This is a genomic window from Devosia rhizoryzae (assembly GCF_016698665.1).
GTDB classification, from domain to species: Bacteria; Pseudomonadota; Alphaproteobacteria; order Rhizobiales; family Devosiaceae; genus Devosia; species Devosia rhizoryzae.
Window position 1 is genome coordinate 1,317,257 of record NZ_CP068046.1, and the last position, 21,074, is coordinate 1,338,330.

The 21,074-nt window shown below is 61.7% G+C and carries 20 protein-coding genes and 1 tRNA gene; 10 read left to right on the top strand and 11 right to left on the bottom strand.

Annotated elements, in window-relative coordinates; genetic code table 11:
- Nucleotides 1–20 precede the first annotated feature (20 nt).
- Nucleotides 21–836 carry a potassium channel family protein gene (locus tag JI748_RS06610; protein ID WP_201637089.1) on the top strand — a complete coding sequence of 272 codons (816 nt, stop codon included), beginning with the start codon at nt 21–23 and terminating at the stop codon, nt 834–836.
- On the opposite strand, the gene JI748_RS06615 is transcribed toward JI748_RS06610, so the two are convergent.
- From JI748_RS06615 to JI748_RS06630, 4 genes are read right to left on the bottom strand one after another with little or no spacing between them, the layout of a single operon-like run.
- Nucleotides 833–3,538 carry a sensor histidine kinase gene (locus JI748_RS06615; RefSeq protein ID WP_201636165.1) on the bottom strand — a complete coding sequence of 902 codons (2,706 nt, stop codon included), beginning with the start codon at nt 3,536–3,538 and terminating at the stop codon, nt 833–835. The two genes, JI748_RS06610 and JI748_RS06615, sit on opposite strands and share 4 nt — an antisense overlap.
- On the bottom strand, nt 3,539–3,730 hold the full coding sequence (locus tag JI748_RS06620) for a hypothetical protein (protein ID WP_201636167.1): 192 nt from the start codon (nt 3,728–3,730) through the stop codon (nt 3,539–3,541).
- A 31-nt stretch (nt 3,731–3,761) separates the two neighbouring features.
- On the bottom strand, nt 3,762–4,127 hold the full coding sequence (locus tag JI748_RS06625; protein ID WP_201636169.1) for a response regulator transcription factor: 366 nt from the start codon (nt 4,125–4,127) through the stop codon (nt 3,762–3,764).
- Between the two features lie 55 nt (nt 4,128–4,182).
- Nucleotides 4,183–5,805, bottom strand: a complete 1,623-nt coding sequence (locus JI748_RS06630; protein ID WP_201636171.1) for a helix-turn-helix transcriptional regulator — start codon at nt 5,803–5,805, stop codon at nt 4,183–4,185.
- A gap of 178 nt (nt 5,806–5,983) precedes the next feature.
- On the opposite strand from JI748_RS06630, the gene JI748_RS06635 reads away from it, so the two are divergent.
- From JI748_RS06635 to JI748_RS06655, 5 genes are all read left to right on the top strand, one after another.
- A complete protein-coding gene (locus tag JI748_RS06635) occupies nt 5,984–7,336 on the top strand; it encodes a substrate-binding protein (RefSeq protein ID WP_201636173.1) in 1,353 nt (450 codons plus the stop codon).
- A 167-nt stretch (nt 7,337–7,503) separates the two neighbouring features.
- Complete coding sequence (locus JI748_RS06640; protein WP_201636175.1) at nt 7,504–8,535, top strand: branched-chain amino acid ABC transporter permease; 1,032 nt, start codon at nt 7,504–7,506, stop codon at nt 8,533–8,535.
- 1 nt (nt 8,536) lies between these two features.
- Nucleotides 8,537–9,673, top strand: coding sequence for a branched-chain amino acid ABC transporter permease (locus JI748_RS06645; protein WP_201636177.1), 1,137 nt, complete (start codon nt 8,537–8,539; stop codon nt 9,671–9,673).
- A gap of 11 nt (nt 9,674–9,684) precedes the next feature.
- A complete protein-coding gene (locus JI748_RS06650) occupies nt 9,685–10,449 on the top strand; it encodes an ABC transporter ATP-binding protein (protein ID WP_201636179.1) in 765 nt (254 codons plus the stop codon).
- Nucleotides 10,450–10,463: 14 nt separating this feature from the next.
- The gene (locus JI748_RS06655; protein WP_201637091.1) at nt 10,464–11,216 is read left to right on the top strand and encodes an ABC transporter ATP-binding protein; all 753 of its coding nucleotides are present in this window, start codon (nt 10,464–10,466) and stop codon (nt 11,214–11,216) included.
- Nucleotides 11,217–11,298: 82 nt separating this feature from the next.
- Here JI748_RS06655 and JI748_RS06660 read toward each other — a convergent pair whose 3' ends face one another.
- The 5 genes from JI748_RS06660 to JI748_RS06680 form a co-directional block, all read right to left on the bottom strand.
- The gene (locus JI748_RS06660; RefSeq protein WP_201636181.1) at nt 11,299–12,060 is read right to left on the bottom strand and encodes a LamB/YcsF family protein; all 762 of its coding nucleotides are present in this window, start codon (nt 12,058–12,060) and stop codon (nt 11,299–11,301) included.
- Entirely contained in the window at nt 12,057–12,956 is a 900-nt protein-coding gene (locus JI748_RS06665) for a 5-oxoprolinase subunit C family protein (protein WP_201636183.1), read from the bottom strand. The genes JI748_RS06660 and JI748_RS06665 overlap by 4 nt, the downstream gene beginning before the upstream one ends.
- Entirely contained in the window at nt 12,956–13,573 is a 618-nt protein-coding gene (locus JI748_RS06670) for a 5-oxoprolinase subunit B family protein (protein ID WP_201636185.1), read from the bottom strand. The genes JI748_RS06665 and JI748_RS06670 overlap by 1 nt, the downstream gene beginning before the upstream one ends.
- Before the next feature lie 155 nt (nt 13,574–13,728).
- A complete protein-coding gene (locus JI748_RS06675; protein ID WP_201636187.1) occupies nt 13,729–13,905 on the bottom strand; it encodes a hypothetical protein in 177 nt (58 codons plus the stop codon).
- A gap of 192 nt (nt 13,906–14,097) precedes the next feature.
- Nucleotides 14,098–14,334: a hypothetical protein gene (locus tag JI748_RS06680; protein WP_201636189.1), complete on the bottom strand. Its 237-nt coding sequence runs from the start codon at nt 14,332–14,334 to the stop codon at nt 14,098–14,100.
- A gap of 118 nt (nt 14,335–14,452) precedes the next feature.
- On the opposite strand from JI748_RS06680, the gene JI748_RS06685 reads away from it, so the two are divergent.
- From JI748_RS06685 to JI748_RS06695, 3 genes are all read left to right on the top strand, one after another.
- Nucleotides 14,453–14,542 (top strand) — tRNA-Ser (locus JI748_RS06685).
- A 56-nt stretch (nt 14,543–14,598) separates the two neighbouring features.
- Nucleotides 14,599–16,497 carry an AAA family ATPase gene (locus JI748_RS17490; RefSeq protein WP_267911609.1) on the top strand — a complete coding sequence of 633 codons (1,899 nt, stop codon included), beginning with the start codon at nt 14,599–14,601 and terminating at the stop codon, nt 16,495–16,497.
- Nucleotides 16,494–17,780 (top strand): McrC family protein, encoded by a 1,287-nt coding sequence (locus JI748_RS06695; protein ID WP_201636193.1) that lies wholly within the window; start codon nt 16,494–16,496, stop codon nt 17,778–17,780. Before JI748_RS17490 ends, JI748_RS06695 begins: the two co-directional genes overlap by 4 nt.
- On the opposite strand, the gene JI748_RS06700 is transcribed toward JI748_RS06695, so the two are convergent.
- A complete protein-coding gene (locus JI748_RS06700; protein WP_201636195.1) occupies nt 17,777–18,748 on the bottom strand; it encodes a quinone oxidoreductase family protein in 972 nt (323 codons plus the stop codon). The two genes, JI748_RS06695 and JI748_RS06700, sit on opposite strands and share 4 nt — an antisense overlap.
- Nucleotides 18,745–19,677 (bottom strand): TerC family protein, encoded by a 933-nt coding sequence (locus tag JI748_RS06705; protein ID WP_201636197.1) that lies wholly within the window; start codon nt 19,675–19,677, stop codon nt 18,745–18,747. The genes JI748_RS06700 and JI748_RS06705 overlap by 4 nt, the downstream gene beginning before the upstream one ends.
- A 200-nt stretch (nt 19,678–19,877) precedes the next feature.
- Between JI748_RS06705 and JI748_RS06710 the strand changes: the two genes are divergently transcribed.
- Entirely contained in the window at nt 19,878–21,032 is a 1,155-nt protein-coding gene (locus JI748_RS06710; RefSeq protein ID WP_201636199.1) for an FAD-dependent monooxygenase, read from the top strand.
- Nucleotides 21,033–21,074 lie beyond the last annotated feature (42 nt).

Consider the following 21,074-nt stretch of genomic DNA (forward strand, 5'->3'; position numbering starts at 1 on the left):
CCGACTCGCAGTTGGACTTCATGGTCGACATCCCTAAATCATCGGCAAAGAACGACAAGGGCCGCAGCTGGTTCGATCATCTGAGATCGAAGCTCCGCATCCTCTACCATGGTCAATCTGCAGGCGCTGTGCGCTTCCAAGCGACGATTTTGATCGTCGATCTTGCAATCATAGCGTTTTTCGTCGCCTCACCCCTCCTGCGGAACACAGACAGTTTCCTCTGGCTGGACTATTCCATAGCCGGCGTGCTGACACTTGATCTTGTCGCCCGCGGCCTGGCCACAAGCCACCCGATGCGCTGGTTGCGTCAGATGCCGGTGCTTATCGATATTGTGATCCTTGCGACGCTGTTGTTCCCGACATGGCTGCTCAATTTCGGCTTTCTGCGTATCCTGCGGCTCTGGACGCTGACACGGACAAGCCTTGTGTGGCGTCCACTGGAAAAGCGCGGCCTCGGCGGGTACCGGGACACCATTCAGGCCGTCATCAATCTTCTGGTCTTCATCTTCGTCGTGACCGGCTTCGTCTACACCTCGTTCGCACAGCAGCAGTCCGGCATCGACGGCTATGTCGACGCGCTTTACTTCACTGTCACGACCATGACGACGACGGGCTTCGGCGACATCGTCCTGCCCGGCACATTCGGCAAGCTCGTCTCCATCGTCATCATGATCATCGGTATTTCGCTGTTCGTGCGCCTGGCGCAGCTGATCTTCCGTCCGAACAAGGTGTCGTTCCCCTGCCCGCAATGCGGCTTGTCTCGGCACGAGCCGGACGCAGTGCACTGCAAGGCCTGCGGCCATTTGCTGAACATTCCAGACGAGGGCCAGGGCTAAGCGCGCCCAACCACCGGCAGTCGCACGCGGAAGCAGGCTCCGGAGAGCGGTCCCGGCACCAGTTCCAGGGTTCCGTTCATGCGCGCCACGATCTGCCGGCTGATCGCGAGGCCTAGCCCCGCGCCGCCCTGGTCGCCGCCACCGGACACGCCCCGCCAGAACTTCTCGAAGATCAGCTTGCCATCGCTTTTCGCAATTCCCGGGCCATTGTCGGCGATGTCGACAACATAGCTACCCGTGCGCAGCGCCGAGGTGATCCGCACGACAGGATCGCTCCCGTTATTGTACTTTACGGCATTGGAAATGAGATTGATGAAGACCTGGCACAGCCGGTCCGCGTCACCCTCGACCATGGTCAATGGCGCCCGCTTGCCGTGCTCTACCCGCATGCCCTTTTGTCGCAGCAGTGCGTCGCAGACGAGCAGTGCTCGATCCAGGGCCGCTTCGGCGTCCACCGGCGCGCTTTGCCAGTTGCGCTCCCCACGCTCCAGCGCGCTGAGATCGAGGATTTCGTCGAGCAGCTTGGTGAGACGCAGGCTTTCCTGGTGAATGGTCGAAACGAAACGCTGGCGCTGGCTCTGGTCCAGTTCGCCCGGCTCAAGCAGGATCTCCGAAAATGAGCGAATCGAGGTCATGGGCGTGCGCACTTCGTGGCTCACCTGGCTCAGGAACTCGTCTTTCTGGCTGTCGAGCTCCCGCAGCTGTGCATTCGCCTCCTCGAGTTTGCGCGCCGTCAGCCGCAGCTCGGCCGATGTGCGCTCCAGCTGCTGGGAATACTCGATGGCATGCTGGGTTTCGTCGGCCATCTGCATCATTTCTTCGAGCGAGACGTCGCCGCCGGCCACGACTTTGGACAGCATGACATGGGCAGATGCCGCGCCGATTGACCCCGCCAGTTCGCGCTCCAGGCGGCCGATGAATTCCGGCGTCGGATCGAGCACTGCCGGGTCGACCCCGCTTTCCCTGGCTTCAACCTCGAACAGGGCCGCTGCACGCCGCTCGCCCAAGACACGTTCGGCGACGAAAAAGAGATCGTTGGCTGTGGCCGAGCCGCGGACGAAGTTCTGCTGCGGGGTGCCCCGCCGGAACACATCTACAAAAGCCTGCGCCTGAATGCGTTCGAGAGCGGAAGGCGTGGTCAGCAAGGAGCCGAGCGTCAGGATCACCACGTTTGCCGAAAGGCTCCAGAACGCAGCGTGGGCGAGTGGATCCCATCCCGTGAGGCCAAACATTGCTTCGGGTCGGAGCCATGATAGGCCCCATGGGCCGGATGTCAGCAGTTGCGAGACCGCCGGGGAGACCGACTGGAAAGACGGCAGGAAGCAGCACCAGGCCCAGATGACGAAGCCGGCGAGGATGGCTGCCGACACAGCCTTTAAGGAAGCGTCACGCCAGAAGATCGCCGCGAGCAGGGCCGGGAAGAATTGCGCAATGGCGGTGAACGAGATCAGGCCGATCGGCGCGAGAGCGTCGGAGTCGCGGGTGAAGAAGAAGTAGAAAAAGCCGAGGGACAGGATGAGGACGATGGAGAGCCGCCGCGCGGTGAGAAGCAAGCGGCTCACCCCCTGCCCTTCGCCGCCCTGCGGGGCCGTGCTGAAGCGCAGCACAAGCGGCATGATGATGTGGTTGGAGACCATGATCGAAAGGGCAATCGACTCGAGGATGATCATCGAGGTCGCGGACGAAAAGCCGCCGATGAAAGCAAACAGCGCCAGTCCGTTCTGCCCGGCGGCGAGCGGCAAAGTCAGCGCGAACATGTCTGGGTTTGCTCCTTGCGGCATCACCGTCAATCCGTAGATGGCGATGGGCAGGATGAAGACGCTCATCAGCATCATGTATGCTGGGAAGGCCCAGCCGGCGACGCGCAGGTGGTTTTCGTCGGAATTTTCAACCACCGTCACCTGAAACTGGCGGGGAAGGCAGACGATGGCGGCAATCGACAGCACCAGGGTCGTGATCCACCGGCTGTCGAAGCTCGACGTGGTGTCCACAACGATCCCCTGCTCGGTCGCGCGGCTGAAAATGGCTTCGAAGCCACCCCCGATGAAGACGACGAAGACGCCAACAGCGACGAGGGCGGCAAGCTTCACCACGGCTTCGAAGGCTATGGCGGCGACGACGCCATGGTGCTGCTCCTTGGCATCGACGTGGCGCGTGCCGAAAAGGATGGTGAAGAGGGCCATTCCAGCCGCAACGCCGAAGGCGAGGCCCACATCGTCTATGCCGGCAAGGCTCCCCTGGCCGAATTCGGAGGAGCCGGCAATGGCCTGGATCGATGAGGTCACCGCCTTCAACTGCAGCGCGATATAGGGTGCGATGCCGACCACGGCGATACAGGTGACCAGCACGCCCAGCCGGCTGGATTTGCCGAAGCGGGATGACAGGAGATCAGCTACCGACGTAATGCGGTGGAGATGGCTGATCCGCACCAACCGCCGTAGCAAGAAATACCAGCCAACGAAGACCAGCGTTGGTCCGAGATAAATGGTCAGAAATTCGAGGCCGCTGCGCGCCGCATTGCCGACAGCGCCATAGAAGGTCCAGCTGGTGCAATAGACGGAGATCGACAGCGTGTAGACAGCTGGCGAATTGAGCCAGGAGCGCGGATTGGCCCGTGCCCGCCGGTCGCCGAAATAGGCCAGCACGAACAGAAGGCACACATAGCCAATGGCCGTAGCGATGACGAAATCGGCCGAGAGCATCTAGCTGTCGTCCCCGGCACTATCAGGCTCAAGCCGCGCTGTCAGTGCCGCAGTGCCGCCGATCAGCGCGAACCAGACGCCGAACAGGTAAACGACGATCTGGGGCACGCCGAACAAGGCAATGCGGTGGTTGAAGATATAGGCAATCGGGGGAAGGAAGAGCAGCAGGCCCGCCGCGGTAAGCAGGAACATGCCGCCGACGATCCTGCGACGGTCCTGCATTTTAGCCCAGCAGCCGCCGCACGGCCGCAACCACCTCGGCATTGGAGTAAGGTTTGGTGACAAAGCCGCTGGCGCCAAGGTCCTCGGCCACGCGGCGGTCCTGCTGCTGTCCTTTGGCGGTGAGGATCAGGACCGGCATGTCGCGCGTTGATGCATCGGCGCGCAGTTGCTTTAAGACATCAAAGCCGCTGGCCTTTGGCAACATGACGTCAAGCACCACCATGCGCGGCTGCAGCCGGCGCGCGCGGTCGAGTGCCGCCTCCCCATCGGTAACCGCCTCGATGCTCCAACCGGCGCGACGCAGTATGAAATCGAGCGATTCGAGAATGCTCGGCTCGTCCTCGGCGATGAGTATGTCGATCGGCAATGTCTCCCCCAGTGCCGGCAGTCTCCCCTCCGCCAGCCTGAACAGTAGAGCCCAATCAGCCCAAATCTCCAAGCCCGAATTCGCGGGGGATCAGCGGCAGGCGGGTGACGGATGCTTCGCCGCCCGGTGTGAGCATTTCTTCCTGCCGTGCCGGGCAGGCGCGGCGCGGGCAAAGGCGGCAGCTGGGCCCGACCGGCACGTCGGCGCTCTGATCCATGAGATCGAGACCGGAGCCGTAAACCGTGCGGTCTGCATGGCGCACGTCGCAGGCCAGCATGACCGAGATCAGATTGGGTTGATCCCGGTAAGAACCCGGCCTGTGCTGGAGCGATCGCGCGAGGAAGAGGTAACGCGAACCATCGGAGAACCGGACGGCCTGGCGCACAATCGTGTCTGGTTGCCGGAACGCTCCGTATATAGCCCATAGTGGGCAGGCGTGACCTGAGTTCGGCAACAGCAGGCCCGGCAGCGGGAAATGCTTGGTCAGCCGGCCGGCGGGATCGGACCGGAGGAAGCCGAACGGGATTCCCTCCGCTCCCGGCCGCCGCAGCGACACGAGGCGATGTGCCACCTGCTCGAAACTGCCGCCGAACTTCTCCCGCAACTGGTCGATGTCGTAGGCCGTCGCCTCGGCTGCTTCGAGGAATTGCGCATAGGGAAAGACGATCGCACCGGCAAGGTAGGAACCCAAGGCACGTGCCGCCAGCCGCCTGGACGCAGGATTGGTCAGCACGGCGCCGTCCAACGTCTGCCGCATCACTTCGGCGGCTAAAAGCTCCCCAAGCAGCCGCGCAAGCTGAAACTGCCGCGTCGCCAGGGTGGTCGTGCCTTGGAACCACATCGTGCCGCTCTCGGCATCAAAGCGATACTGGCCCGGAAAGTCGGGCACGCTCGGCCGCCCGCCGATGCGCGTGACGACGCCGAACTGCCGTTCCAAGACGTCCACCAGCACTGCCGGCCCGAACGGCCCTTGCATCTCAACCGACCGTCTCAACTCTTCCGCCATCGCTTCAAGCTGCGGGAAATAGTTCTGCCGCTCGATGATGAGGTCATCGATCTCGCGCAGTGTCGACACCGTCCGGGCGGCCTGACTGGTAACCTCGAACTGACCGATAAGACTGCGCGCCACATCGCCCAAAATGCGGGCTTCGCGACCGATGGCGCTCAGGAACTTGTGCCGTTCTGCCTCATCGATGTCCGGCACGTCCTCAAGGATTTCGGCGCTGGATCGCACCGCGGTGATGCCCGACAGGATCTGGTGCAACATTTGATTCAGCAGCGGATCCGACCGCAGCCGGTGGGCATAGGCATCGGCGCTGCTGCGGGCATCGACATAGGCCCGGTGCATGCGGGCCACGGCCATGGCACTGGCCGGATACTGCGCTACCAGCTGCCGCCGCTCGTCGTGTTGAAACGGCAGCGACTCGACCATCGGGTCGGCATAGGCCTCTTCGAGATCCTGCAGCAGCTTCTGTTCATCCGAGCCATCCAGGCTATTGACCTCGATGCCCAGATGCTGCGCCACTCGCTGCAGCAATGCACCGCCAATATCCCGCTTATTGTTCTCGATGAGGTTCAAATAGGATGGCGAAATGCCAACCAGTCGGGCCAGTTCGGCCTGCGAAATCCTCAGCGATTTCCGCCTGTTGCTGATGCGAAAGCCGATCGGCGCGCGCATGCCCTGCCCTCCCTATGTCAACGAATTGACGCCTCCACATCAATCCGAGATCAAGAATTTACAGAATTTGTGTTGTTTAACAATGCTCTATTGCCGGCCTTTTCAAATGCATCGAATACTGAAGGCGCGGTGAGCCACTGGCAAAGCATCAGCAGCCCCGCGCCAAAGGAGGAAATCGATGACACTTTCCACGCGCGGGCCGACCCGCCGCAGGGTTCTGCAAACCGGCATGGCCGGCATTATCGGTACGGGCGTTGCGCCCATGATCTTCACCAAGGGCGCTTGGGCGCAGGAATTCTGCAACAATCCCACCGGTGACACCGTCACCATCGGCCTCAACCTTCCGCTAACCGGCGCTTACGCCGAAGAAGGCGCTGACGAGCAGAAGGCCTATGAGCTGGCCATCGCGCATCTTAACGGCGAAGGCGACGGTGGCCTTATCGGCATGCTGTCCGGTCTCAAGGGCAACGGTATCCTGGGCAAGAAGGTCGCCTATGTGTCCTCCGACAGCCAGACCAAGTCCGACGTGGCACGCGCCGGCGCGACCCGCATGATCGAGCGCGACGGCGCCATCATGATCACCGGCGGTTCATCCTCGGGTGAGGCCATCGCCGTTCAGGGCCTCTGCCAGGAAATGGGCGTCATCTTCATGGCAGGCCTGACCCATTCCAACGACACGACCGGCAAGGACAAGCGCCGCTACGGCTTCCGCCATTTCTTCAACGCCCACCAATCCGGCATCGCGCTGGGTCCGGTGCTCGGCCAGGAGTATGGCGGCCAACGTCGTGCTTATCACCTCACCGCCGACTACACTTGGGGCTGGACCATGGAAGAGTCCATGGTCGCGGCCACCGAGGCGCTCGGTTGGGAAACTGTCGCTGCCGTTCGCACCCCGCTTGGCTCCACCGACTACTCTCAGTACCTCACGCCGATCCTTAATTCTGGCGCCGACGTGCTGATCCTCAACCACTATGGCCTCGACATGGTAAACTCACTGCCTCAGGCCGTGCAGTTCGGTCTGCGCGACCGTGAAGCCAATGGCCAGCAGTTCCAGATCATCACGCCTCTCATCTCCGAGCTCATGGCGAAGGGTGCCGGCGAAGCGGTGCGTGGCGTGTTCGGCACGTCGAACTGGCACTGGAACCAGCAGGACGAAGGCTCCATAGCCTTCACCAAGTCCTTTGGTGCAGCCTATGGCTCCCCGCCGTCCCAGGCTGCCCACACCGCCTATGTTCAGATGCTGCTATATGCGGATGCCGCAGAACGCGCCGGCACCTTCTATCCGCCCGAAATCATCAAGGCGCTCGAAGGCTTCGAGTTCGACGGCATGGGCAATGGCCCGACGCTTTACCGTGCCGAAGATCACCAGTGCATGAAGTCTGTCCTCGTGGTGCAGGGCAATGAGAGCCCGACCAGCGAGTTCGACGTCCTCAACGTGGTTCAGGAAGTCGACCGGGATACGACGACCTACGATCCGGCCATTTTTGGCGGCGATCTGGGCCCGGCGGAACCTGTGCCGATGTGCGCGTAGTGCAGTAACCCCTCATCCGCCCCTTCGGGGCACCTTCTCCCGCAAGGGGAGAAGGAAGGGATAGAGCGTGCCACAACCACTGCGTCCCCCTCTCCCCTTGCGGGAGAGGGTGGCTCGGCCAAAGTCCGAGACGCGTGAAAGATTGGCGTGGCAAGTGCGGAGCCCCCATGTTTGAAGTCATCTTCCTCCAATTCCTCAACGGCCTCGACAAGGGCGCCGCCTATGCGCTGATCGCGCTGGGCCTCACCCTCGTGTTCGGCACACTGGGCGTGGTCAATTTCGCCCATGGGGCGCTCTTTATGCTGGGGGCCTTTTGCGCCGTCACCGTGCGCATGTTTCTCACCATGGAAACGGTCACCATCGACCCCGAAAAGCTTTCGCCTTGGGGCCAGCCGCTCGAAGTTCGTGAGCCGCTCGTCCAGGCATGGCTTGGCGACTGGGGCGCGGTCCTCGTCAACTATTCCGTGCCTCTCTCCATTCTGATTACCATCCCCATCATGCTGGTGATCGGCATTGCGCTCGAGCGCGGCATCATCAAGCACTTCTACAAGCGCCCGCATGCCGAACAGATTCTCGTCACCTTTGGCCTCGCCATCGTGGCGCAGGAAGTGATCAAATCGATCTTTGGTCCCAATCCCATTCCTCAGCCCATGCCCACCGATCTGCGCGGTGCTGCCGATATTGGCGCGTTTCTCGGAATGCAGGCCAATGTGATCACCTATCCCATTTGGCGCCTGATCTATTTCGTCTTCTCGGCCATTGTGATCGGCGGCGTCTTCGCATTCCTGCAGTTTACCACCTTCGGCATGGTGGTTCGTGCCGGCATGGCAGACCGGGAGACGGTTGGTCTTCTCGGCATCAACATCGACCGCCGTTTCACCATCATGTTCGGACTTGCCGCCGTGGTCGCCGGCATGGCGGGGGTCATGTACACGCCGCTCTTGCCGCCCAACTACCACCTGGGAATGGATTTCCTGGTGCTGAGCTTCGTGGTGGTCGTGGTTGGGGGCATGGGTTCCCTGCCCGGTGCCGTCGCCGCTGGCTTCCTGCTCGGCATCTTGCAGTCCTTTGCCTCGATGAACCAGGTCAAGGCCATCGTTCCAGGCATCGACCAGATCATCATCTACCTGGTCGCCGTGGTCATTCTTCTCGTCCGTCCGCGGGGCCTTTTCGGCCGGCGCGGTGTCATGGAGGCCTGAGATGACCAGTTTCATGTCCCGCAACGACCTCTTTCTGTTTCTTGGCTTTACCATTGTGGTCCTGACCATGCCGATCTGGCTGGCGCCGTTTGGCGCCGGTTATCCGGATCTGCTGCAGCGTTTCATGATCTTCGGCATCTTTGCCGTCGGCTTCAATATTCTCTTCGGGCTCACCGGCTATCTCAGCTTCGGTCACGCCGCTTTCTTCGGTGTCGGCTCCTATGCCGCCGTCTGGTCGTTCAAGCTTTTGACGCTCGACGCGATCCCGGCGATCGTTTTTGCCGTCATCATCTCCGGCCTATTTGCCCTCGTGATCGGCTACCTTTCGTTGCGTCGCTCCGGCATCTACTTCTCCATCCTGACGCTCGCCTTCGCCCAGATGAGCTACAACCTCGCCTATTCAGTGCTGACGCCAATTACCAATGGCGAAACCGGCCTGCAGCTCGCTATCAACGATCCCCGCAGCCTCGATGCCGCGCTGGGTGCCACGGTGGTAGGTCAGCCCGTTCCCAATCTGCTTGGCCAGCAGCTGGCGGGATATGCAGGCTTCTATTTCTGCGCCGGCTTCCTGATCCTGGGCTTCTTCTTCGCCCAGCGTATAGCCAGCTCTCCATTCGGCATGATGCTCAAGGCCATCAAGTCCAACCAGACCCGCATGCAGTTCACCGGCTTTAACACCCGTCCCTATGCCCTCTCCGCATTCGTGATCTCGGGCATGTATGCGGGCCTCGCCGGCGCACTGCTGGCCGTCACCGACCCTCTGGCCGGCGCCGAGCGCATGCAATGGACCGCCTCAGGCGAAGTGGTGCTGATGACCATTCTTGGGGGCGTGGGCACGCTGATCGGCCCCGTGATCGGCGCATGGCTGATCAAGTATTTCGAGAACATCCTTTCGGCCCTCAACGACAACATTCTTGCGCGCTTCTGGAGCTTTCTCCCTGAAAGTGCGGCCGACTTCATGGTTACCGTCACCGGCAAGTTCGTGGGCGATGGCTGGTTCCTGACTCTGGGCCTGGTCTTCGTCATCGTCGTTATCTTCCTGCCAGGCGGCATCATGGAAGGCGTGCGGCGAATTGCGGGCATGTTCCGCCGCCGCTCCGGCAGTGCCCCTGCTACCCGCGCCCAGCCGGCAGAGTAAGGATCATCGCGATGACCAATCCCAATGTTGTTCTGCACGTCGCGGACGTCCACAAGCGCTTCGGCGGACTCCACGCCCTCGCAGACATCGATCTTCAGGTTGAGGAAGGCAAAACCCACGCCATTATCGGCCCCAATGGCGCCGGCAAGTCGACGCTGCTGAACGTCATCATCGGCAAACTGGCGCCTTCCAGCGGCCAAGTCGTCTTCGACGGCGCCGTACTGACGGGAAAGAAGCCGTTTCAGATCAACCAGCTCGGTATTGCCCGCGTGTTCCAGACGCCGGAAATTTTTGCCGACTTGAGCGTGCTGCACAATGTCATGATCCCGGCCCTTGCCAAGCGCGACGGCATGTTCAAGCTCAATATGCTTCGTTCACTCGACAGCGAAACAGGTATCCGCGCCGAGGCCGAGCACATGCTGGAGGATGTCGGCATGCTCGGCCGCCGCGAGATGCTGGCTGGCAGCCTCAGCCGTGGCGACAAGCGACGGATGGAACTGGCCATGTGCTTGATCCAGCATCCGCGCCTCCTGCTGCTGGACGAACCCACGGCCGGCATGAGCCGGCACGACACAAACACGACCATCGAGTTGCTGCAGAAGATCAAGGCACGGGGCATGACCAAGGTCATCATCGAGCACGACATGCATGTCGTGTTCTCCCTAGCTGACAAGATTTCTGTGCTCGCTCAGGGCCGCATCATCGCCGACGGATCGCCCGACGACGTGCGCGGAAATCCCAAGGTCCAGGAAGCCTATCTTGGAGGCACCCACTGATGAGTGCTATCGCCATGACTGCCGAAGCCATCCCGGTCCGCGCCGCCGAAGTCGAGACATCGCGTCCGTTCTTTTCGGTCCGCGACATGCACGCCTATTACGGCGAAAGCTACATCGTGCAGGGCGTGTCGCTCGACGTTCGCAAGGGCGAGATCCTGGCGCTTCTCGGCCGCAACGGTGCTGGCAAGACTTCGACTTTGCGGACCATCGCCCGGACCGACAATCCCGAGATGCGCCAGGGCGAAATTTGGCTCGACGGCCAAGCCATTCACAAGATGAAAAGCTTTGAAGCCGCACGGGCGGGCATCCAGCTGGTGCCGGAAGACCGGCGCATCATCCAGGGACTGACCGTTGAGGAAAACCTCACGCTCGCAAAGGTGGCGCCAGGAAACGGCTGGGGTCTCGAGCAAATCTACCAGAGCTTCCCCCGCCTCGCCGAACGCCGCAAGCAGGATGGCGTGACGCTCTCCGGCGGCGAACAGCAGATGCTGGCCATCGCCCGCGCGCTGGCCCGCGACCTCAAGCTCCTCCTACTCGATGAGCCCTATGAAGGGCTGGCGCCCGTCATCGTCCAGGAAATCGAGCGCATACTCCACTCGATCAAGCCACTGGGCATCACGACCATCATCGTCGAACAAAATGCGGTCGCCGCTCTAAAGCTCGCCGATCGTGCCGTCATCCTCGACACCGGAGAGGTGGTCTTCACCGGCACCGCCAAGGAAGTGCTCGACAATACCGAACTCCGCCACGAATACCTGGCAATCTGATCCGGCCCCGTGCCGCCCTAGCTACCCTGAGACCTTCGTCCCAAAGGCATAATGCCGATCTCACCCTCTCCCTTCGGAGGTCTCAGGGTATGTTCATCTCCAAAGCGGCAGGAGCGATGGTGATCCCCTCCCCCTCGAGAGCATCCCGCACTTCCCTTGCCATGTCGACGGCGCCGGGCGTGTCGCCGTGCAAGCAGATGGACCGCGCGGCGGAACGGATCACGGTCCCGTCGATCGCGACGATCTCGCCCGTCTTCGCCAGCCGCACGCAACGCTCGACCACTGCATCCACATCATGGATGACTCCCCCCGGCTCAGAGCGGGAGACCAGCAGGCCAGCCGCCGTATAAGCGCGATCGGCATAGGCTTCTCGGATCAGCGGCAAGCCCAATGCTTTGGCTCCACGCACCTGCTCGCTGTTGTCCAGTGCCAGGACGGCGAGCTTTGGGTCGATCGCCTGGATGCCTGCGAAAATGCTCACGGCAAAGTCGAGCGTTTCGGCTGCCTGGTTGGCGAGCGCGCCGTGCAGCTTGACGTATGTGAGGGGCACGCCGACCTCATCGGCGATGAACCGGACGAGAAAGAGCTGCTCCTGGATTTGACCGAGCAATTGATCTTGCGGAAGGTTCAGCCGGAAACGGCCGAAGCGTTGCCGGTCGGCATAGCCCGGATGGGCGCCAGCACGCACGCCCCGCGCTTTACAGACTTTGAGTACATGCCGGATGGTTGCGGCGTCTCCAGCATGTCCGCCACAGGCGATCGAGGCGCTCGAGACGATCCTCAAAAGATCATCATCGGTGCCCATGCCTTCGCCGAGGTCAGCGTTAAGATCGATGCTGGTCATGATGTGCTCCGCAACAAGCGATGGGCATGGTCCACCGTCACCGGTGCGAAAGCAACCGTGCTCCCGCCGCGCAGCTGCGCGAAACGATCAAGGTCTGCCGTAATGACGGTGCCGATGCGCGGATAACCACCGGTGGGCTGATGATCCCGCATAAGGACGATCGGTGTGCCATCTCCCAGGATTTGGATATCACCCGGCATGACCGGCTCCGAGACGAGGGACAGGATGCTGGCTCCCGCGAACACGCCACCCTCGTCGACGAGACGCACGCCCATGCGGTCCATGGATGGGCTCACTCGAAAAGTCGCGTCGGTGAAGCGTTCGCGGACGTTCTTCGAAAAGCGCTCCGCATGCACGCCCCAGATGAAGCGGATCGGTGCGTCACTACCGTCGGGCTCGATGATGTCGATGGGCTGAACGCCTTTCCCGATCAGCGTCAATTCGTCACCTGCACGTAGCGGCCGCCCCTCCAGGCCGCCTAGCCTTGCGCGGGAACTTGTCGCCACGCTTCCCAGCACGCCCGGAAGTTGAAGCCGCGAACTAAAGCGCAGGTAGCCGTAGACCCCGCTGGAACCCGGCGTGATCGACAAGTTGTCTCCTTCTTTGAGTACTGCCGAACCCGGCCAGAGAAGCTCCGTTCCGTTTAGCTCAACCCGAAACTTGCCTCCAGCCCAGCCGATTCTGGCCGGTTCGCCCTCCACGACCAAAGCCAGACCTGAATGCGTGAATTCGATACCGGCATCATCGATGGCGCCGGAACGAAGGCCGGCACGCTCGAAGGCAGCCCTATCCATGGGTCCGGACGCACTCACGCCATGCCGCAGCATGCCAAAACGGCCTCGGTCCTGAATTGTGGTCAGCGGCCCCGCCCGTTCAATCCGCAGCAGCGTAGGCATCAGGCAGCGACAAATCGAATAAGATCGCCGGCCTCGAGCACGGTAGGTCTCGTGGAGCCCGGATCGAAGTTGCGAAAGTCGGTGCGACCAATCACGTGCCAGCCGGTCGGGACATCGGTCGCTGCGATCGCAGTCTGTCCTGCCGCGAACAGGATGCTGCCGGCCGGAACGATGGAGCGCACGGCTGTGCGCCGAGGCAGGATCATGTTTTCGGGGTGAAAGCCGCAGTAGACGAAACCGGGTGCAAAGCCGGTCGCCAGGACGCGCAAGGGCGCCGTATTGTGACGGGTGATGAAGTCTTCGTTCGACATGCCCAGGCCTGATGAAACCTCATAGAGATCCGGACCATCGTAGCGAACCGTAAGCTCGTGCGCCCGATTTGGCGCGTGAGCCTGATTTCCTTGCAGCCGGAGTGACAATTCGCCGGAGAGGCGCACCGGATCGGCCACGAGGGGGTCGAAACGGACCAGCACCGAAACAAGGCTCGGGACGATCTCGAGCACCTGGTCTAGCGGGTCGTCAGCCAGACACCGCGCGAAGCTCACCACGCGTCGATTGGCCTCGGCATCAAGCTCGGTGCCGAAGCGGATCAGCAGCGCACTGTCTCCCAGAGGCACAATCGCAACCCATTCCTGATCCAACGTCGCTCCGCATTCATCAAAAGCGAAGCCTCGAAACGACGGACAGGACCGATCGGGCCTGCTCCGCCGCCGAGGCTTCATCGTTTTCACACCCGAGGGTGCAGTTTAATCAGCTGTTGAAAGGAATAGGGTCAATTGGGATCGCGGCCCTCCTGCTCCACCACGGCCTCAAACAGCAGGCGAGCCTGGCCGGCACCGATGGTTTCGATGGCAACGGCGGCGATGGCTGCGAACAGCTCCGCGATTTCCTGAGGATCGGTGATTTCTGCGTCGTCTTCGTCGGCGTCGGCGTTGATCAGGGTAAACACGGTAACGCGCCTCCACACTAGAGCAGGAGGGGAGGCAAGATGTCCGCCTCTCCCGCAGCCACAAAAGTCCAGGGCGGGTAATGCCCTGAACGAGCCTACGAGAAGCAGTGTGTGACGATTCCTGTTACGTTTTAAATAACGTTATCTTGGGCGCGGGCCGGCACCGGGCCTCGAACACAAGGACAGCAAGGCTTACGCTTCGCCAGCCTCCAGCTTTTCGATATAGGCTTCGATATCGTCGAGCGACGCAGAAAAGGGCTTTGGCACATCGCCATAGACGATCTTGAACGTCGCATCTTCCCGCAACTGATGCCCGCCCGGCTGCCCAAGTACCTTCAGCTTTTCCGCTGTAAGGATCGTCAAACCGTGGCGTCCGGCAACCCGCTTCATACGCCGCATCCGCGACACATCAAATTCTTTGCGGCTCATCCATCATCCTCCGCTTGGGCATGTGTGTCTCATAGCGACGCGGCAAAAACATGCAACCCGCCTGAGAGCACCGCCTGCTCTGGACAGCGGCACAAAGCCCCGGTAAACGGCAGCCTACGGGTAGATGGCAGAGTGGTTGATTGCTCCGGTCTTGAAAACCGGCGAAGGTGAAAGCCTTCCGGGGGTTCGAATCCCTCTCTACCCGCCACTTGCCAGATTTGCCCAAGCCAGACATCGTCGTTCCGCACAATGCGGGAGGGCAGATTGCGCGAGAACGAATTCAGGCATTGGCTGACTGGCCGAGGCCACGACGCTGGTACCGTATCGACCCAGATCGCCAGAGCAAAACGTCTCGACCAGGCCTATGGCGACCTCGACCTCCTCGACGCCGGCGAACTATCCGGATTGCAGAACCAGCTGGCCTATAGCCGCGACGACGAGCGCGCCGGCCGCGCCAATCCGGCCCGCTTCGACATCGATGGCAACATCTACAACAATTTGGCGAGCTACCGCTCGACCTTGGAAAACTATCGCCAGTTCACCGCCGCACTGCGCCCCGGGCTCGAAAGCTCGCGAGCGCTAACGCGAGAGGCGGTCGAGACGGCTGTCGTTCCGCAGGTGGCGTCGAAAAGACTGTCCAACGCGCCAAGCAACTTGATCTTTTATGGCCCGCCAGGAACCGGCAAGACTTACGTTACAGCCCAAAAAGCGGTCGAGCTCTGCGACGGCACTGCTCCCGCCGACCGGGCGGCGCTCATGGCCAGATATGAAGAGCTGCGTTTGGAAAAACGCATCACCTTCGTCACCTTCCACCAAAGCTACGACTATGAAAGCTTTGTCGAGGGCTTACGCCCGGAGACCGCCGACGGCGCAAGCGCCGGCTTCCGGCTCGAGCCCAAGGCGGGCATCTTCCAGGAAGTCTGCGCGCTGGCTGATCAGGCCCGCCTCAAGCCCGCTCCGTCCAGCCCGAATGCACCAGACAGTATTGAAGACAAGCGCTTCTGGAAGATGGGACAAGGCGCGGTCGGCACCGAAGACGAGGTTTATGAGGCCGCGCTCGCCGGGAATTACATCGCGCTGGGCTGGGGCGGCGCCGTCGATTGGACCGACCCCCAGTTCAGGTCCATCGAAGCCATCAAAGCCGAATGGTTGCGCCTTCACCCTGAAGACGGCACCCCCAGTAATTGGTCGCAGACCTTCACTTTTCGCAGCGAGTTGCAGATCGGCGACCTCGTCATCGTGCCAGCAGGCAATTCGAAATTTCGTGCCATCGCCGAAATCACCGGCGACTACTATTTCGAGCCGCTGGCCGACGGCTACTATGCCCATCGGCGAAAGGTGAAGTGGGTGCTGGTCCTTGATGAACCCCTGCCGCTCACCACCATTGTCGACGGCAATTTCACGATGCGCACGCTCTATGCGATCGCTCCCAAGCGCATCAACCTGGCAGCCCTGAGCCGCCTGATTTCTAGCAGCGACCAGCCCTCCGTTTCCGTCGCTAATGCTAAACCCGAACAGTTCGTCCTGATCATCGACGAGATCAACCGGGCCAATATCTCGAAGGTTTTTGGCGAATTGATCACCCTGATCGAACCCGACAAGCGCCTGGGCCAGCCAAATGCTCTGTCGGTTCGCCTGCCCTATTCCACCCGCGACTTCGGCGTGCCGGACAATCTTCATATCATCGGCACCATGAACACCGCCGATCGCTCGATCGCCCTGCTCGACACCGCGCTCAGGCGGCGCTTTCAGTTTCAGGAAACGCCACCCGATCCATCAAGGCTCGACGATGTCGACGGCGTTCCGCTCCGCCATGTGCTTGAAACGATCAACGACCGCCTGGAATACCTCATCGATCGTGACCATCGTATCGGCCATGCTTTCTTCATGGGTGAGGGTGGCGCCGATCGGGCGGCCATCGACGCCACTATGCGGCACAAGGTCATCCCGCTCCTGCAGGAATTCTTCTTCGACGATTGGGGGCGTCTTGCTGCCGTGCTCGGAGACGGCGCCAGTCGCGGCGGCGCCTTTCTGGAAGCGCGCATGCTCGATGATCCCACCGATAATGGTGGCGAAGTGCGCGTCAGCTGGCGCGTCAAAGACTATTTCTCCGACGACGCCTACGATCGGCTCGTCGGACCCCGGCAAGCTGCTACGCAGTGACCCACCGCACCATCAGCGAATGGGGCAAGGTCGCCGTGGGCGATGGCGGCTACACGCGCCAGGAGGCAAATCTCCTGCTTGCGGCGGCGCGAACGCATCCAAGCGGCGGCAGGGAGGGCACCAGGATCCTTGCCGACCATCATCGCCATCTGACCGCAAGGCAAGTCGTCGGAGTCCTCGCGGCCGGCGACAGTACCCTGGAAATCTTGCCTAAAGTCGATCCGGCATCTCCCGCCGAGGATAGCCCGACCGTGCGACGGCGACTGCTCCACATGCTCGATGTCGCCCTTGAACTCCAGCTTTCGACGGGTCAGGATGCCAACCTGGCACGACAGGACGAAACGCTCCTGGATGTCCTTATCCGCCTCTTCGCCGATGATCTGCTAGCCGAAGTCCGGCGGGGCCTCCCGCGGCAGTACGCTCCCTATGCCGAAGACCTGCCTGCTTTACGGGGGCGGCTGGACATCACCCGGCAGTTCACCGTGCACGCGGTGCGACCAGATCGCCTTGCCTCCAAATTCGATGTGCTTGATCCCGATACGCCACTGATGCGGATCATGAAGGCCTGCGTCTTGGCGCTGCTGCGCTACGCCAGAGTTTCAGAAACGCAAAGAAAGCTCGCTGAACTGCGGTTTGTTCTCGCCGATATTCCCGACGCTGCACCGCGCGCCCTTCCCTGGGCGCAAGTCCGTCTGGACCGGAGCAATATTCACTGGAAACGTCTGTATGAATTGGCGGCGCTGTTTCTGCGGCGGAACTGGCAGGGCACCAGCCATGATGCCGTGTCGAACAGCGGCATAACCTTGCTGTTTCCGATGAACGATCTTTTCGAAGCCTATATCGCGGCCCAACTGCGGCGTGCCCTTGTGGGCACGGGTATGAATGTCACCGCCCAGGGTGGCCTTCGCTATTGCCTGGGTGAGTGGCATGCCGGTCAGGAAAGCCGCGGCACCCACTTCCAGACCAAGCCCGACATCATTGTTCGCAATGCCGATCGCGAAATTGCTGCCATCGTCGATACCAAATGGAAAAAGCTCGCCTGGGAAGCCACAGATCGACGAGTTGGAGTTGGTCAAGCAGACGTTTATCAGGTCATGGCCTATGCCAGGGTCTATCGTTGTGACCGGCTAATGCTGCTCTTTCCTGCGACCCCGGGTGAAGGCAGCGGCACGCAGCGTCGTTTCGGCATTGCCGGTGGCAAGGAGCAGATCGATATCGCGACAATCGATGTGACCGGCAGCTCGGTTGCTGCGGATCTACGCCAATTTTTTGTGCCCGCCTAAGGCAGCAGCACCACCGACCCCGTCGTTTCCCGCCCTTCCAGCGCCCGATGTGCATCCGCGACATCCCCAAGCGCAAACGTGCGGCCGATCTCCACCTTGATCGCTCCGCTCTTGATCGCTGCAAAAAGCGCATCGGCGCCTTCGAGCAAGGCGCTACGCTCGGCAAAGTAATGCAGACCTGTTGGCCGCGTTACGTAGAGCGAGCCCTTGCGCGCGAGGATGCCGAGGTCGGGCACTGAGACCGGGCCAGAGGCATTGCCGAAGCTGACCATGAGCCCGCGCGGTCGCAGGCAGTCGAGCGAGGCTTCGAAGGTGGCCTTTCCGACGCCGTCATAAACGACGTCGACGCCCCTGCCCCCAGTAATGTCCTTGACCCGGGCGGCAAAATCTTCGGACTTGTAGTCGATCACGTGGTCGCAGCCATGTGCCTTGGCAAGCGCCACCTTTTCGGGACTACCCGCCGTGCCGATCACCGTGGCACCCAGCGCTTTCGCCCACTGCGTTGCGATCAGGCCAGTGCCTCCGGCCGCGGCGTGCCAGATGATCGTTTCGCCAGCCTGTACAGGCCAGGTCTTGAATAGGAGGTAGAACGCCGTGAGGCCCTTGAGCAGCACGGCGGCGGCCGTTTGGTCGTCGATCCCCTCGGGGATCGGCACCAGCTTGGCGGCAGGCGCCAGCCGTTCGTCTGCATAGGCGCCCGGCGTGCCCTGATAGCAGACCCGGTCGCCCACCTTGACCTCCGTGACGCCCTCGCCAATGGCGATCACCACGCCAGTAGCTTCATTTCCCCCAACGAAGGGCAATGGCAGCGGATAAAGACCGGAGCGCTGGTAGGTATCGATGAAATTGAGACCTACGGCGGTCTGCCGAAGTTTCACCTGACCGGGACCGGGCTCGCCGATGTCCCAATTCTCGATGCTAAGGACCTCGGGTCCGCCCGTGCGGTTAACTGCAATGACCCGGGTCATTTCGGGGTCCGTGGCTTGCGCGGCGCCGATTTGGGTCTTGCCTGGGCTGGATTTTTGGGTCGCACTGCCTGAACAGCAGGAGCCGCGTTCGACGTCGTCGCTTTCGCTGCGCTTACCGCAGCGCCGCCCAACGCGGCCAAAGCTGCATCGGACGACACCGAGCCGGTGTCGCCAGTGAACGGAGTGAACGTGTTTTTCCGCCCCAGCCGCTTGGCTTTCCGGCCCTTGGCGAAAACGTTGAAGGCCTCGACCAGAACCGAGAAGGCCATGGCTGAGTAAATGTAGCCCTTGGGGATATGAAAGCCCAGGCCATCGGCAACCAGTGTCGTGCCGATCAGCAAGAGGAAGGCCAGAGCCAGCATCTTGGTCGTCGGGTGATCCGCCACAAACTTGGCGATCGGGCCCGAGGCGACGAACATTACGCCGACCGCCACCAGCACCGCAGCAACCATCACGAACACCTGGTCCGCCGGTACCATGCCCACGGCGGTGATGATCGAGTCGATGGAGAACACCATGTCGATGACGACGATCTGCACAAGGATCGCCTGCAGCGACGCCTTCACCACGTCGCCGGGGCCGACCTCGTGGTCGTCCTCGATGGCGGCATGCATTTCGTGTGTTGCCTTGTAGATCAGGAAGGCACCACCGGCGATCAGGATAATATCCTTCCACGAGAAGCCGCGGCCGAAGGCTTCGAAAACCGGATCCTGCAGCTGAACGATCCAGCTGATCAAAAACAGCAGGATGATGCGGAAGACTAGCGCCAGGCTAATGCCGAGCTTGCGTGCAAATTCGGCCTGTTCGCGTGGCAGGCGCGACACGAGGACCGAGATGAAGACGATGTTGTCGATGCCGAGCACGATCTCCATGATCGTCAGCGTCGCAAAAGCGATCCACACATTGGGGTCTGCCAGAAGTTCAAGCATCGAAGGCTCCATCCGAGTCTGTTCGGCGACAATCTATGGGGCGGCTGTTCCGCGGTGAAGAGGGCCAGAACGAGAAATCTTGGCCCGCGACACTGCGTGCCATTTCACCAAGTCGGCACTGCTGGCTTCGGCGTAGCTACAGATGGTAGACTTGTATGGTGGCGGCAGAGTGCTGCCCTTCGTGAACCCGGGAAAATGGCATGAGGCAGGATGCCGATGTAATCGTTGTTGGCGGTGGCCTAGCCGGACTTGCTGCGGCAGTGGCGCTTTCGCGTGCTGGTGTTGACGTCATCCATCTGGCGCCTTCCGCACCGCCCGATCGGCGTACTTCGGCGCTGATGATGCCGAGCGTCGACTTTTTACGCGAGGGCGGTTTGATCGAAGATCCTGCCTCTCTCGGGCATGCGCTGAACGCAATTCGGATCATCGATGCGACATCCCGTCTGATCCGTGCGCCCGAAACCCTGTTCGATGCGGCCGAGACGGGTCTTTCCGCCTTCGGCTGGAATTTTGGCAATGCCGCTCTGCTGGCCCAGTTTGCCGCCGTGGCGCCTGCCGCGCTGCAGACCCGGAACGCCGCGGTTACCGCTTACCGCCGCATCGAAGATCTAGGCGCTGTTACTCTGACAGACGGATCCGAACTGCGGGCACCGCTGGTCGTGGGCGCGGATGGCAAGAAGTCGCTGATCCGGACCGAGGCCGGGATCGGCACGCGCGAGCATCACTTCGAACAGGCTGCGCTTGTTGCCGATCTCGATCTGGGCCGTCCCATCGGCAAGACGTCGATCGAGTTCCATTATCCCAACGGGCCATTCACCCTGGTGCCGGCAGGCGGCAATCGGGCCAATCTGGTCTGGATCGAGCGGGAAGAGATGCTGCGGCAGACGCAGGCAGCCGGACCTGAAGCACTGCTCGCAGCCTTGCACGAGCGTTCGCATCGACTTTTCGGGTCTATCACGCTTGCGTCCCCCAGTTTCGTCTTCCCTCTCAGCACGTTGAGCGTGGAGCAGGCGGGACGGGATGGCACGATGCTGGTTGGCGAGGCGGCACACGCCTTCCCGCCCATTGGTGCACAAGGCCTCAACCTTGGGCTGCGCGACGTCGCCGACATGCTGGCGGCAGTCAATGCTGCGGACCGGAGTCTACCTGACTGGGCTCTTGCCGCCTCGGCCGATTACGCCAGGCGCCGGACCGGAGATCTGGCCCGCACGGGCGGCGTGGTCGACGCTCTCTTCCGATCGCTCTTGGCCGAGATGCTACCCAGCCAGGCTCTGCGCGCGGGAGGCCTTTGGGCGCTGAAGCTCTTGCCGCAGCTGCGGCGGCAAGCTTTTGCGCTCGGCATGGGGCAGCGCTAGCCGGGGAAAGAAAAAGGGCGCGGTTTCCCGCGCCCCTGATCA